Here is a 14470-nt window from a genome sequence, read left to right on the forward strand (position 1 = left end):
GAATCAACTGCAAGGTTTGAGAAAGATCGCCCCCAGTGGCGGCAGCGTCACTTCAACGGAATGGTCGAACCCCATCCAGGGCAGATTCTGCGGATGCAGCGGCTGGCCGTTGCCGAGGTTGCTGCCGCCGTAATACATCGAATCGGTATTCAGCGCCTCGCACCATGCGGCGCCCGACGGCATGCCGATGCGATAGCCGCGACGCGGCACCGGCGTGAAATTGAGCAGCACCACCAGCTGGGCGGACGCATCCCGCCCCTGCCGCACGAGGCTCAGCACCGACTGGTCGGCATCGTGGCAATCAATCCAGCGGAATCCGCGCGGATCGAAGTCGAACTCATGCAGCGCCGCCTCGTTGCGATAGAGTCGGTTCAGATCGCGCAGCAGCGCACGGATGCTGTCGTGCGCAGGAAACCCGAGCAGCACCCAGTCGAGCTGGCCGGCCTCCTTCCATTCGTTCCACTGGCCGAATTCGCCGCCCATGAACAGCAGCTTCTTGCCCGGATGCGCGTAGTGCCAGGCGTAGAACAGCCGCAGGTTGGCAAAGCGCTGCCAGACGTCGCCCGGCATCTTGTCGAGCAGGCTTTTCTTCATGTGCACCACTTCGTCGTGCGACAGCGGCAGCACGAAGTTCTCGGTCCACGCATACATCTGGCTGAAAGTCAGCTGATTGTGCTGGTACTTTCGATAGATCGGCTCCTTCTCGATGTAGTCGAGGCTGTCGTTCATCCAGCCCATATTCCATTTCATCGAGAAACCCAGGCCGCCGAGCTCGACCGGACGCGACACCGCCGGCCACGCAGTCGATTCCTCGGCGATGGTCAGCACGCCGGGAAAACGGCCATGGACTTCGGTATTCATTTCGCGCAGGAACTGAACCGCCTCGATGTTCTCGCGCCCGCCATACTGGTTCGGCAGCCATTCGCCCGGTTGCCGCGAATAGTCCAGATACAGCATCGAAGCGACCGCATCGACACGCAGGCCGTCGATGTGGAACTCGTCCAGCCAGTAGAGCGCATTGGCCACCAGGAAATTGCGCACTTCGTTACGGCCGAAGTCGAACACCAGCGTGCCCCACTCCTGATGTTCGCCACGGCGCGGATCGGCGTGTTCGTAGACCGGCTCGCCGGTGAAACGCGCCAGCGCGAAATCATCCTTCGGAAAGTGTGCGGGTACCCAGTCGAGCAGCACACCGATGCCGGCCTGGTGGCAGGCGTCGACGAACGCACGGAAGTCGTCAGCCGAACCATAGCGCGCAGTCGGCGCGTAATAGCCGGACACCTGATAGCCCCACGAAGCATCGAGCGGATGTTCGGCCACCGGCATCAGTTCGATGTGGGTATAGCCAAGATCCAGCACATAGGGGATCAACTCGGCCACCAGTTCGCCCCAGGTATAGAAACCGCCATCGGCGTGCCGCCGCCAGGAGCCAGGATGAAGCTCGTAAATACTGACAGGTCGGTGCTGCCAGTCGAAGTGGGCGCGTGCCGCGATCCAAGTGCCGTCCTGCCAGGCATAAGGCGTGTCATTCGGTACGCAGCTGGTGGTCTCCGGACGCATGAACATCTGCCGTGCGTAGGGATCAGTCTTTCTCACCAACTGGCCATGCCGGCCGAGGATTTCATATTTGTAGGCATGCCCTGCGGTCAACTCGGGAACAAACAATTCCCAGATACCTGAAGTGCCCCGGCAGCGCATCGGGTGGCGGCGCCCATCCCATTCATTGAAGTCACCGACGACGCTGACCCGTTGCACCGCAGGCGCCCATACGGCAAACAGGCACCCCTCCACGCCATCGATGGTTTTCACGCGCGCGCCGAGTATTTTCCAGACTTCGAAATGGCGACCTTCTCCAATCAGATAGAGATCCATTTCGCCCAATTGCGGTCCGAAACTGTAGGGGCAATGCGTGGTATGCCAACTGCCCGCCTGCTTGTCCTGCCAACGTAAAACCGGATGCGGGTCAACCGCAGTGCCTGGCGGTAGTTTTCGCTCGAAAAAATCGGTGCCCGCTACCCGTATCATGCGATCGCCTGCCACCTCGACCGCTTCGGCGGCAGGCAGAAAGACACGGATCAGGATGCTGCCATCCGGCTGGACGAGCAAGCCCAATACTTCGAACGGGTCATGGTGCGTGCCGGCCTGTACTCGCAAGATCGGTTCGCTGATCGCCGGCAGGCTGGTACCAGGCGGAGCATGCCGCGGCGAAGTCGTGGGCGCTGCCTTCATGGTTTTGGGGGTGTCTCGCATCGATGGGCTTTCTGTAATTGTTGTAGCAAACGGGAAGCCAGGCCGGGCGCCAGCGCATCCCATTCAAACCGCCAAGTCCAGTTGCCGCTGTCCGTACCAGGCGTATTCATGCGCGCCTCGCTGCCGAGGTGCAGCACATCCTGCAGCGGCAACATCGCCAGGGCGGCACGACTTTCCAGCACCGTGGCAATCATCGCGCCCAGGACCGCATCGGGATCCGAGACGCCCAGCCGCTGCATGACCTCGGGCCGGACATGATCGGGCAGCGTGCGCCACCAGCCCAGCGTGGTGTCGTTGTCGTGCGTGCCCGTGTAATACACCGTATCGGGCTGCACATTCTCGGGTTTGTGCGGGTTGTCGGCATGGGCGTCGAATGCGAACTGCAGCACCGACATGCCGGGCAGCCCGAACTGGTGCCTCAACGCGGTCACGTCCGGCGTGATGATGCCGAGATCCTCGGCCACCAGCGGCAAGTCCCGCATTTCGGCACTGACCGCCTGCAGCAGCGCCACGCCGGGGGTCGCGCGCCATTCGCCATGGATGGCGGTCGGCTCGCTGGCCGGAATCGTCCAGGCCGCGGCCAGCCCGCGAAAATGGTCGATACGAACCAGATCAAACCACTCGAAATGGGCGCGCAGCCGAGCCCGCCACCAGGCGAAGCCGTCGGCCTGCATCATGTCCCAGTTGTAGTGCGGGTTGCCCCAGCGCTGTCCGGTCTCGGAAAAGTAATCCGGCGGTACTCCGGTCACCACGGTGGGATGTCCCGTTTCATCCAGCAGGAACAGGTGCCGTTGGGCCCACACGTCGGCACTGTCGTGCGCAACGAAGATCGGCATGTCTCCAAACATCCGGATCCCGCGTTCCGCTGCCGCCGCGCGGATGTGCTGCCCCCGCACGGTGGACCGATACTGCTCGGCCATGACGGCTTTCAGTGCATCGGCATGGCTGTCATCGAACGCGGAGAGCGTCTGCGCATCGCGGTCGCGCAGTTCACGCGGCCAATCAGTCCAGGGAGCGCCGCCCTGCTCCTGCTTGATCACCATGAAGCGCGCGTAATCGTCCAGCCAGTGGTGCTGTTTCTTGCGCCAACTGGAGAAACCGCGCATGTCGGCACGCGCTCCGGGAAACAGTGCAGGGTTGACCGCAAACGCCGAGGCGCATTGGTAGGGAGACAGTCCAGACAGCGGAATGCCGAGCGGCAGCATCTGCCATACCGTGATACCGGCCGCCTGCAGGAAATCCAGCCAGCGCTCGACGTCTTCCAGCGCGCAGGATGGCAGCGACGTCGGGTGCAACAATATGCCGGCGCGGCGCGTATTGAAATTCATCCGGCATTCCTGCGCATGGTGCCGGCGTTTTCCGCCCAGCCGCCACCGCTCGACAGCGGCACATCCAGCAGGGCCGGCGGCGCGACGCCCAGCAGACGATACAGTTCGCGCAACTGGGTTCGATACAACTGCTCGAAGTCGCTCACGCTGCTTGCCGGGTTGTAGTCGCCGAACCACCAGAACCAGTCCGATCCCTCGCAAACGGCGAGCTGGCGGGTGGCCATCGCCAATTGATCGACATTCAGTTTCCCGGACGCCACCACGCTGTCGTAGGCCTGCTTGGCGGCAACCAGATAATCCCAGCCGCGATTCTTGTCGTTCGAGCCGATCCAGGTCGAAAAGCTGCCGTACACCCAGCTGCCGGCCGCCAGCCGCTTCATCGGTTTCGACGGGATGTGCGCGACCTGTTCGGCAAAGGTCCCGATCTTGAGCGTGGGATGGTTGGACAGCACCGCATACAGGGAATTCAGGAAATGATGGCCGTTGTCGGGGTAATACTCCCAGGCATTCTCGCCGTCGAGAATGATCGAGACGACATGTCGGTTCGCCTCCTTGCCGAAAAAGGTGGCGATGTTTTCCAGATGTTGGACAAAGTCACCCACCGCGTCGTCGGCGTGCCAGTCGCTGTACTTGAAGCCGATCAGATCCGACAGGCCGTCGTCGCGAAAGAAGACCCGCGTCTTGAAGCCGTCGACCTGGGCTGGCGAGAACAGCGCACGCTTGGTTTGCGTCTGCTCTGGCGGGCATCCCGACTTGTCGCAGCTGTTGCGCCACACGCCCTCGCCCGACGCTGTCCAGGAAAAATTCATTTTGTCGAGCTGGGCCAGCGCATCCTCGCTGACACCGCCTTCCGACAGCCACACGCCGGACGGCTTCATGCCGAAATAGCGCTCGAACACCTCGACACCATGCGCCAAATGCCAGCGCGAACGCTCCGCCCCGCCCGGATAGCCGGGCGCATCTGGTACGGGAGCGTCAGGCATTGCATCGCGCAGGTTGGAGAAATCGTTCAGCAGGGGCACGATGGGATGGCCATAAGGGGTCATCGACAACTCGATCTGGCCGCGTTGGGCAAGCGCGCGATAACGCGGAATCAGCCCGGCGATGCAGTTCTGAATCAGGTGCAGCAGCTCATGACGGTCGGCTGCCGAATAATTCCTTTCCTGTGCCATCAAGCGCCGTACCAGCGGCAGCTGCCTGAGCGAATGCCCCAGCCAGACGAGGTGATACCAGGTCAGCAGATCGAGGAAATACTGCTCGGACAGATAACCCATCAGCCAGGGAAGACCGGCGCTGTCGCCACTCGTCTCATCGGTCACGCCGATCATGCTCAGCAGGCGATGGAAGGCCGGATACGGATGGATCATGCGCGCCGCGTTGCAACGCTGGCAATCCCGCACGATGCGCAGGCGGCTGGCGGCATCCGACGGGATGCGCTCGACGCCGGACAGCAGATTCAGCATGTGGTCCTGGGTGGGTTTGCCGTGCTTCAGCAACACGTCGAGTTGCTGGGCATAATCATCCAGCTGCTCCAGGAGCACCGGCGCAAAGTTGACCACCGTACGCATCTCCGGGTAGCGCTCCAGATGCGCGGCCATGTCGCTGTAATCCTTGATGCCATGCAGGTACACCCAGGGCAGATGGTAGGCGCCCTTGAGGCCCTCCCGGTAATACGGCTGGTGCATGTGCCAGCACAGCACCACATTGAGCGATTTAGCCGTCGTAGTCATTCTGCAGTCTCGCGTAAAGGTTCTGGCCGAGCATCGCGGGCGTCACCAGCACGATGCCCTCGGGCGTGACGTGGAAGCGCTTGGCGTCTTCCACCAGGTCCTCGCCGATGACCATGCCGTCCGGGATGACCGTCCCCTTGTCGATGATGGCGCGGGTGATGCGGCAATTGCTGCCGATCGAGACCTTGGGCAGGATCACACTGTCCTTGATGAGGCTGTAGCTTTCCACCGTGGTGGCGAAAAACAGGACCGAGCGCTTGACCCGCGCGCCCGACAGGATGCAGCCGCCTGCGATCAGCGAATCGATGGCCTCGCCGCGCCGTCCTTCGTCGTCGAAAATGAATTTCGCGGGCGGGTATTGCGGCTGGTAGGTCCAGATCGGCCAGTCGCGGTTATACAGATTGAGTTCGGGCTCGATCGAACACAACTCCATATTGGTCTGCCAGTAGGAAAACAGCGTTCCCACATCGCGCCAGTAGGCGGGGTCGCCATCCTTGTCACGGAACGGGAAGGCCATGGCGCGGGCCTCGCCGATGTTGGCGGGAATGATGTCCTTGCCGAAATCGTGGCTGGAACTGGTTCTGCCCGCATCCTCGATCAGGGTCTTGTAGAGGAAGTCCTTGGAAAAAATATAGATGCCCATCGATACCAGGGCTGTCCCGGGTTTGCCGGGAATGCAGTCGGGATTCCTGGGTTTTTCGGTAAAACGGGTGATGCGCATCTCCTCGTCGACCGACATCACGCCAAATCCGCTCGCTTCGGTAGCCGGCACCTCGATGCTGCCGACGGTGAAATCCGCACCGGTCTGAACGTGGTACAGCAGCATCTCCGAATAATCCATGGTGTAGACATGATCGCCGCCAAGCACCAGCACGTATTCCGGGTGATGGCGCTGCATGATGTCGATGTTCTGGAACAGCGCATCGGCCGTCCCCTGGTACCACTCCTTCTTGTGGGTACGCTGCTGCGCGGGCAGGATCTCGACGAACTCCCCGATCTCGGCACGCATGAAACCCCAGGCGCGCTGCAGATGCCGGATCAGCGAATGCGACTTGTATTGCGTGAGCACACCGATGCGGAGAATCCCGGAATTGACGCAGTTGGACAGCGGGAAGTCGATGATGCGGTATTTGCCACCGATCGGGACGGCTGGCTTGGCGCGCCAGGCGGTCAGGTCCTTCAGCCGCGAACCCTCTCCGCCCGCCAGCACGAGCGCCAGCGTCTTGCGGGTGAGATCAGTCACCATTTTCGGTTCGGTGTAATAGCGGTAAAGGCGTTCCTGTTCGGCCTTGGAAAGAGTCATGAACTGCTCCTCGTCTGTCTCGTTATTGATTGAAGGGCGGGACGGGATGCTGCCCACGGGACATGGTCTGCCCCACTGCAAGCGCCCCCGCCACGCCCAGCCTGCTGCTGGTAACCAGGAAAATCGGTGTGCGCTCGACCACGTTGCGCATGCGCCCCTTGGCAACGGCGGCTTCCATGAAGCGGGCGGACTGCATCCGCATGCGCAAATGCGCACTCACCCCGCCCGCAATATACAGGCCGCCATGCGGCCGATACAGCAGCGCCACGTTGCCCACCCACGCACCGTACAGGTCGACAAAAAGATCCAGTGCGGCTTCGGCGGCGGCATCGCCCGATTCAGCACGCGCAGCAAGCCCGGCACCGTCCACCGCGCCATTGGGCAATGGCCGTTCATGCTCAATGCAGCAAAAGCGGTATAGATCGTTCATGGCCGAACCCGAGGCCACGCGTTCCCAGGACACATGACCGTATTCTCCCCGCAAACGTTCCAGCAGGCGCGCCTGGACCGGGCTGGCCGGCGCAAAGTCGATATGCCCGCCCTCGGTGGCAAACGTCCGGTAATGCCCGCGGTCGTCCGCCAGCATGAAGGCGAGCCCCAGCCCCGTCCCTGCGCCCGTGATGACACGCACGCCGCCGGGCTCGGCCAGCTGCGGATTGAGCGCGACCCAATCGGCCGCCGACAAGGCGGCCACCCCGGCTGCGGCGGCTTGAAAATCATTGATGAGATGGACCCCGGCGATGCCCAGCACAGTCTGCAGCGAGCCTGCATCGACCGTCCAGTCGAGATTGGTCAGGCTCACCCGCTGCGCATGCAGCGGCCCGGGCAGCGCCAGAACCAGCCTGTCCGGCCGGGGCGCATCCTGTGCATCGGCGATGAACTGCCGCAACAAGGCTTCTGCAGACGCAAAATCGGCACTGGCATATACCCGTTCGAAGCGCAGACGCATCGCATTGTCCGCCTCGCCTGTCGTCCAGGCCAGCCAGCTTTTGGTTCCGCCAATATCGCCTGCAATCAACTCCATCTTCAAACTATAGGCCAGTGCGTGGGTGACTCATGCGGCGATAGTAATTGATCAGCGCGTTGGTCGAGGCATCATGCCCTGCCACCGGTGCGTCGGCATGCAACTCGGGCAGGATGCGGCTGGCAAGCTGCTTGCCGAGTTCCACTCCCCACTGGTCGTAGGAATTGAGGTTCCAGATCACGCCCTCCACGAAGATCTTGTGCTCGTACAGCGCGATCAGCATGCCGAGCGCATGCGGCGTCAGCTTCTGCAGCAGGATCGCGTTGCTGGGGTGGTTGCCATCGAACACCTTGTGCGACACGAACTGGCCGGTCTGAGCCAAACCCATTTCACGCTGCGTCTCCTCGCGCGTGCGGCCGCGCATCAGCGCCTCGGTCTGCGCGAGGAAGTTGGCGATCAGGATGTCGTGATGTTCCTGCAATTCGGTGTGCGATTCGATCGACACGATGAAATCGGCCGGGATGATCTTGGTACCCTGATGCAGCAGCTGGTAGAACGCATGCTGGCCGTTGATGCCGGTGGCACCCCATACGATTGCGCCGGTGGGGTAGTCGACGATGTTGCCGTCGCGGTCGACCGATTTGCCGTTGCTTTCCATGTCGGCCTGCTCCAGGTAGGCCGGCAGGCTGCGCAGGTAATGGTCGTAGGGCAGGATCGCGTGCGACTCGGCGCCGAAGAAGTTGTTGTACCAGACGCCCAGCAGCGCCAGGATGACCGGCATGTTGGCGGCCAGCGGCGCATGGCGAAAATGCTCGTCCATGGCGTGGGCCCCCTCCAGCAATTCGACGAAGCGTTCTGCGCCTACCGCCAGCACGATCGACAGCCCGATGGCCGACCACAGCGAATAACGTCCCCCCACCCAGTCCCAGAATTCGAACATGTTGGCGGGATCGATGCCGAATGCGGCGACCGCGTCGCGGTTGGTCGACACCGCCACGAAATGCCTTGCGATGTGCTTCTCCGCCTGCGACTGCGCCAGGAACCACGCACGCGCATAGTGCGCGTTGGTCATCGTCTCCTGCGTGGTGAAGGTCTTGGACGACACGATGAACAGTGTCGTTTCCGGATTCAACGCCTCCAGCGCCTCCTTCACATGCGCGCCGTCGATATTGGAGATGAAATGCATCTTCAGGCGCGGATGGCGGTACGGCTTCAATGCCTGGTAGACCATCTGCGGACCGAGGTCGGAACCGCCGATGCCGATGTTGACGATATCGGTGATGCGCTCGCCGGTATAGCCACGCCACTCGCCGCTCCGCACCCGCTCGGCGAACGCACCCAGGCGCTCGATCACTGCGTTCACCTTCGGCATCACGTCCTCGCCGTCGACGATGACTGGATGGTTGCTGCGGTTGCGCAGGGCCACATGCAGGACCGCGCGATTCTCGGTGTTGTTGATCTTGTCGCCGCTGAACATGCGCTCGCGCCAGCCGGCAACGTCGGCCTCCTCGGCCAGCTTGACCAGCAGGCCCATTGTCTCGCCGGTGATGCGGTTCTTCGAATAATCCAGCAACAACTCGCCGACCTGGAGCGAGAACCGTTCGAAGCGCGCCGGATCGGTTGCGAACATGTCGCGCATATGGGCTGCCGCGATCGCGGCCTGATGCGCTTTCAACTGAAGACAGACCGGGCGATGCAACGGGCCCGCCACTTCATTCCTTTTCTCTTGCACAAATACTGATGATGTCATGCAGTGTTTCTCCCTACCGGAATGTGCCGCGCCATTTGGCTATGACATTCGATGCCGCCCGATCGTCAACAAGCAACGGCTATGCCACTGACGCAATAAAAACGTCACCACTTGATTAACCATAGGAAAAATTGGTGATGGGCACATGACAGGCCAAAACGCCGCCCCAAAAATGTGCCCCGAATCTTCAATGTCGCCGTAAGACAGGGACGAGCATGCACCCAAAAGGTGCCCTTGAAGGGATCTATCCTACATACGTACGAATTGGTACGCTCCTTGCTGCACCATGGATAGGCACGATGCTAGCAGTCCGGCCTCCAACAAAATCCGACAACTCATTGTTTTTACTGGGTCTCGATTTTGGACCGCACGGGCAGCCTGTTAATCGTTCGGCAGTAGCTGGCGAAAACTCGGAGAGGTGGGATATGCATGTTTTGATCACGGGCGGCGCAGGGTTCATCGGATCGCATCTGGCGGAGCACCATTTGGCGCTGGGCGACCAGGTCTATGTCGTGGACAATTTGAGCACCGGCTCCCTTGCGAACATCGACCCCTTCCGCGGCAACTCCGCCTTCCGCTTTGCCGAGGCCGACATCCTGCACTGGAACGGCCTCGACAAGGCTGTCGCCTGGGCCGACCGCATCTACCACATGGCTGCGGTCGTCGGCGTGAAAAAGGTACTGGAAGATCCGGTGGCCGTGATGGCGACCAACATGACCGGCACCGAACGGATCCTGCGCGCCATCCAGCACGGTGGCTGGAACCCGCAGGTCATCATCGCCTCGACCTCGGAGGTGTATGGCTTCAACACCAGCAGCAGCTTCTCCGAGATCGACTACATCGTGCTACCCTCCGCCGGCCGCCTGCGCTGGGCCTATGCCGTGACCAAGCTGGCGGACGAGTTCCTCGCCTTCTCCTACGCCCGCAAATACGGGCTGAACATCGTGGTCGCCCGGCTGTTCAACACCATCGGCCCCAACCAGGTCGGGCATTACGGCATGGTGGTGCCCAGTTTCGTCAGGCAGGCGGTCAACAACGAGCCGCTCACCGTCTACGGCGAAGGCAACCAGACACGCTCGTTCTGCGACGTACGCGACACCGTGGTGGCGCTGGACCGCCTTGCCGGCTGCCCGGCAGCCTGGGGCGAAGTGGTGAACGTCGGCAACGACCAGGAGATATCCATCCACGATCTGGCCTCGCTGATCGTGCAACGCGCGCACAGCAGTTCGCCGCTGCACTACATTTCCTACAAGGATGCCTACGGCGAGGAATTCGAGGACGTCACACACCGGCGTCCGGTGCTCAACAAACTGCGGGCGCTCACCGGATTCGAACCGGAATGGAAGCTGAACGACACACTTGACGACCTGATCACGCGCGAATCCGCGAAGATCCGGCGCGTCGCCTAGAATAGACGCCCATGGCCACGACACCTTATTTCATCCTCAGCCCGAACACGGTGCTGAGCCTCATCGGCCTGGCCCACGGACCGGACAAGACCCTTCCCAATCCGGCCGAGGATTGGCGCGAGGCCACGGTCGATGTCGTGATCCCCGCCTTCAACGAGGAGAGCAACATCCCTCTGTGTCTGGCCGCACTGGCGCGCCAGACCCGCAAGCCCACGCGCATCATCCTGATCGACGATGGCAGCCGCGATCGCACGGTCGAATATGCCCAGACCTTCTGTGCCCTCAACGGCATGGACCTGATCACAATCCGGCGCGCGCACTCGATCGGCAAGACGCCGACCCTGAAGCGCCAGTCGCGCGAATTCGATTCTGACGTCGAGTTCATTCTCGACGGCGACACCGTGCTGGAATCGGACAACTACATCGACCGCGTGGTCGAGGAACTCTATAAGGGCATCGCCAGCGCCTGCGGCACCGTGTTGCCGCTGCGCGACCGCGACCGCCACGCCATGCTCAAGACCGAGGCGCTGCAAACCTTTCTCAAATCCCATCCCGAAGCCACCATCTATCCCAGGGTAGGCTGGTTCCACCACCTGCAGCGCGGCATCACCAACATGTACCGCGACGTGTTGTATTACTTCCTGCAGAAATTCGTGTACTTGGGGCAGGTGACCTTCTTCGGCAGCATTCTCAATCCGGTGGGATGTGCCGTGGCCTACCGCCGCAGCGTGCTGAAAACCATCGTGTTCGACCGCTACGAGCCGATCTTGGGCGATGACCTCACCAATTCGGAAGACATCTTCATCGGCTTCGCCATGAACGACAACGGCTACCGCAACATCCAGGTGACCGACGTCTACGCCCGCTCGCAGGAACCGGAAGTCGGCCGGGTGCCAGGGCAGATCTATCTGTGGTCCTCGTCCTTCCTGCAGAGCTGCTACTATTTCGACGACCTGATGCGCAGCCCGTTCAAGGCCTTCAAGCGCTACCGCCGCAAGAAGAAGGAAGCCGCCAAAGTGACCGGAAACCACGCCGACAAACGCGTGCATTTCGAACAGTACCGCCAGCCCTTTGGCGCCGACTACACGCGCAAATACGGTCGTCCGATCGGCTGGGTGCTGTTCATGTCGGCGTTCGAGAAAGTGGCCTTTCCGACCGCGCTGCTGATCATGATCCTGCTGCAACTGTGGGAACCGCTGGCGATCACGCTCATTGCGGAAACCGCCGTCGGCACCAGCATCCTGGTCACGGTGGCCAAGGGACATCGACTGGAATATTTCTTCAAGAGCCTGCTGGTGATGCCGTTGCGTTATGCCGTGCTACTGTTCGATCTCATCACGGTCGGCCGCTTCGCCGCCGATCTGTGGATCTTCCGTAACCGGCGGTGGCGCAAATGAAATTGCTTCCGATCCTCGCTCTGGCCTGTCTCGCGGCGGCACCGCTGCCGGCGGCTGCGCAGCCCGTCCCCGACGCCGGCCTGCGTGCCGAGATGCAGGGTCAATGGACCGACGCAGTGGGCATCTATCAGCAAGCGCTGGCAGCCAACCCGGCGCAGGCGGATTTGTGGGAACGCATCGCCGACATTCGCGCCACCCAGCTCAAAGATCCTGTTGGTGCCGCCGAAGCCCTGCGTGAGGCAACGCAATACGCGCCCATGGACGCCCGCCTGCACTACAAGCTTTCGCAGGCCTATGCCGCCATCCAGAAAGGTCCGAGCGCGCTGGCCGCCATCGCGCAAGCCGTCGAACTCGACCCGGGCAATCCGACCTACCTGCGTGCGCGCGGCGAAATCGCCCTGTGGACCGGCTATTACGCCGTGGCGACCGACAGCTTCGAACGCATCCTTGCCGCGACGCCCCAGGATGCCGATGCCCTGCTCGGTCTCGCCCGGGCCAGCGCGCGCAGCGGCAAGAAGGACGCCGCCGTGCCGCGCTATCGTACCTACCTGACGCAGCGTCCGCAGGACAAGGACGTGATGCTGGAGTACATGGAACTGGAAGCCGAGCGCGGCGACACCCAGGCCGTCCAGGAATACGACGCGCTGTTCCGCCAGCGCTTCGGCACGAGCAAGGATTACTGGCTGCGCATGGCCGATCTCTATGCGTTGGGCAACCATCCCGCGGCCGCGTCGGCCGCACTCAAGGAAGCGAGCCGCCTCGCCCCGCAGGATCATGCCCTGTACTACCGCCTGGCGCAGAGCTACTCCACCGACAAGGAAGCCGGCGACGCAGCGGACGCCATCGAGCACGCGGTGGCGCTCGACCCGACCAACCTCGAGTACCTGCGCAGCCGCGCCGATATCGCCGCCTGGCGCAGCGACTACGCCACGGCGCTGGACAGTTACCGGCGCATCCTCGCAATCGCACCGGACGACCCCGGGGCACGCCTGGGGATTGCCCGTGTGTATTACTGGCGCAACCAGCTGGACGACTCGGCGCGCGCCTATCGCGACTACCTGGCCAGGCAGCCCGGCGTGGCAGCCGCATCGATGGAATACATCGTCGTCGTCACCGAACTGGGCGACTACGCGCGTGCGATGGAGCTGCTGGAAGCCTACAAGACACGCTTCGGCGACAACCTTGCCTACCGCAAGCAGAAAGCGCGCGTGCTGGCTTGGGCGGAACGGCCGACGCCCGCCCTCGGCTTCATCGCCGCACTCGAACCGGAACTGCGCGACGACTACGAACTGGGCTACACCCGCACCATCGCCCTGCATTACGCCCATCGCCCGCGCGAAGCGCTGGCGAGCCTTGCCGACGTCGCGCGTCTGCGCCTGGACAGCAAGGAAACCGCCGACCTGACCCGCTTCATCTACACGCCGCAGCGGTCCAACGCCACTCTCAATCTGGGCTACGAGTCGGCCTCCGACAACATCACGCTCCGCCATGCCGGACTGGCGGGCGAATACGTGATCAACCCCGAAACCCGCCTGTTCGGCGGAGCCGACCGCCAATCGATCAATACGAAAGCCGGCAGCCCCTACGCCAGGCCGGACGGCGGCACCACCGTCGGCTACAACCGTGCCTGGCTGGGCGTCCAGCACCGCATTTCGCCCAGGCTGTCGCTCGACGCGCAGGTCGGCGGCGGCACGGCCACGGGCGACAGCCGCTTCATCTACGAACTCGGCGCCGACCTGCAGCCGAGGGACGAGCTTGCCCTGCGGCTGTCGCGTCGCCAGGATTTGTTTGCCGTGTCGCCCCGTGCCGCGGCGCTCGGCATCGAGCGCCGCGCCAATACCCTCGACGCGACCTGGACCCCCGACCTGCGCTACACCGTCGCCGGCCGCCTCGCCTACGACACGTTCTCCGACGGCAACGACCGCTGGGAGGCCGAGCTTGCGCCGCGCCGCGCCATCCTGCGCACGCAGCGCCTGAACCTGGACCTCGGCGTGAGCGGCCGCTGGTTCGGTTTCGACCAGGACCCGGGCAACGGCTACTACGCCCCCTCCCTCTATCAACGCTACGCACTGACCGCCTTCACCTACTGGAAGATCAGCGACGACGACGGCGTGAGCGTGGCCTTCAGCTACGGCCCCTACAAGGACAACACCCAATCCGGCTTTCGCAGCGGCGGCGACATCGTGGCGGAAGGCTTCTTCGGCCTGTACCGGGACTGGTTCCTCGACGTAAAGGCCGGCTTTTCCAGCTATGGCGGCGGCCCCACGGCAGGATACCGCTCGCGCACGTTCGAACTCGGCCTGACACGCCGTTTCTAAGTCCCGTCCAGCAAGGCGACC

At 62.7% G+C, this 14470-nt stretch carries 9 protein-coding genes; 3 read left to right on the forward strand and 6 right to left on the reverse strand.

Annotation, left to right across the window (positions count from 1 at the left end):
* Nucleotides 1-3 precede the first annotated feature (3 nt).
* From glgB to pgi, 6 genes are read right to left on the reverse strand one after another with little or no spacing between them, the layout of a single operon-like run.
* On the reverse strand, nucleotides 4-2229 hold the full coding sequence (gene glgB / locus B058_RS0101630; protein ID WP_018506722.1) for a 1,4-alpha-glucan branching protein GlgB: 2226 nt from the start codon (nucleotides 2227-2229) through the stop codon (nucleotides 4-6).
* A complete protein-coding gene (gene malQ / locus B058_RS0101635; protein WP_018506723.1) occupies nucleotides 2226-3578 on the reverse strand; it encodes a 4-alpha-glucanotransferase in 1353 nt (450 codons plus the stop codon). The genes glgB and malQ overlap by 4 nt, the downstream gene beginning before the upstream one ends.
* Entirely contained in the window at nucleotides 3575-5308 is a 1734-nt protein-coding gene (locus B058_RS0101640; protein ID WP_040723160.1) for a glycoside hydrolase family 57 protein, read from the reverse strand. Before B058_RS0101640 ends, malQ begins: the two co-directional genes overlap by 4 nt.
* Complete coding sequence (gene glgC / locus B058_RS0101645; protein ID WP_018506725.1) at nucleotides 5292-6611, reverse strand: glucose-1-phosphate adenylyltransferase; 1320 nt, start codon at nucleotides 6609-6611, stop codon at nucleotides 5292-5294. The genes B058_RS0101640 and glgC overlap by 17 nt, the downstream gene beginning before the upstream one ends.
* 22 nt (nucleotides 6612-6633) lie before the next feature.
* A complete protein-coding gene (locus B058_RS0101650; RefSeq protein WP_018506726.1) occupies nucleotides 6634-7635 on the reverse strand; it encodes a glucokinase in 1002 nt (333 codons plus the stop codon).
* A gap of 7 nt (nucleotides 7636-7642) precedes the next feature.
* Nucleotides 7643-9325 (reverse strand): glucose-6-phosphate isomerase, encoded by a 1683-nt coding sequence (gene pgi / locus B058_RS0101655; protein WP_026240550.1) that lies wholly within the window; start codon nucleotides 9323-9325, stop codon nucleotides 7643-7645.
* Nucleotides 9326-9750: 425 nt separating this feature from the next.
* On the opposite strand from pgi, the gene B058_RS0101660 reads away from it, so the two are divergent.
* Genes B058_RS0101660 through B058_RS0101670 form a run of 3 tightly spaced genes read left to right on the forward strand, consistent with a single transcriptional unit; the run spans nucleotide 9751 to nucleotide 14449 of the window.
* On the forward strand, nucleotides 9751-10734 hold the full coding sequence (locus B058_RS0101660; protein ID WP_018506728.1) for an NAD-dependent epimerase/dehydratase family protein: 984 nt from the start codon (nucleotides 9751-9753) through the stop codon (nucleotides 10732-10734).
* A gap of 11 nt (nucleotides 10735-10745) precedes the next feature.
* The gene (locus tag B058_RS0101665; protein WP_018506729.1) at nucleotides 10746-12131 is read left to right on the forward strand and encodes a glycosyltransferase family 2 protein; all 1386 of its coding nucleotides are present in this window, start codon (nucleotides 10746-10748) and stop codon (nucleotides 12129-12131) included.
* On the forward strand, nucleotides 12128-14449 hold the full coding sequence (locus B058_RS0101670; RefSeq protein WP_018506730.1) for a tetratricopeptide repeat protein: 2322 nt from the start codon (nucleotides 12128-12130) through the stop codon (nucleotides 14447-14449). The genes B058_RS0101665 and B058_RS0101670 overlap by 4 nt, the downstream gene beginning before the upstream one ends.
* The last annotated feature ends 21 nt before the right edge of the window (nucleotides 14450-14470 follow it).

The organism is Thiobacillus thioparus DSM 505 (assembly GCF_000373385.1).
GTDB lineage: Bacteria > Pseudomonadota > Gammaproteobacteria > Burkholderiales > Thiobacillaceae > Thiobacillus > Thiobacillus thioparus.

Bases quoted from the DNA above. Each gene is read 5' to 3' on its own strand.
- pgi (WP_026240550.1), bottom strand. From the start codon at position 9,325: ATGACATCATCAGTATTTGTGCAAGAGAAAAGGAATGAAGTGGCGGGC.
- glgB (WP_018506722.1), bottom strand. From the start codon at position 2,229: ATGAAGGCAGCGCCCACGACTTCGCCGCGGCATGCTCCGCCTGGTACC.
- B058_RS0101640 (WP_040723160.1), bottom strand. From the start codon at position 5,308: ATGACTACGACGGCTAAATCGCTCAATGTGGTGCTGTGCTGGCACATG.
- B058_RS0101665 (WP_018506729.1), top strand. From the start codon at position 10,746: ATGGCCACGACACCTTATTTCATCCTCAGCCCGAACACGGTGCTGAGC.
- B058_RS0101650 (WP_018506726.1), bottom strand. From the start codon at position 7,635: ATGGAGTTGATTGCAGGCGATATTGGCGGAACCAAAAGCTGGCTGGCC.
- B058_RS0101670 (WP_018506730.1), top strand. From the start codon at position 12,128: ATGAAATTGCTTCCGATCCTCGCTCTGGCCTGTCTCGCGGCGGCACCG.
- B058_RS0101660 (WP_018506728.1), top strand. From the start codon at position 9,751: ATGCATGTTTTGATCACGGGCGGCGCAGGGTTCATCGGATCGCATCTG.
- malQ (WP_018506723.1), bottom strand. From the start codon at position 3,578: ATGAATTTCAATACGCGCCGCGCCGGCATATTGTTGCACCCGACGTCG.
- glgC (WP_018506725.1), bottom strand. From the start codon at position 6,611: ATGACTCTTTCCAAGGCCGAACAGGAACGCCTTTACCGCTATTACACC.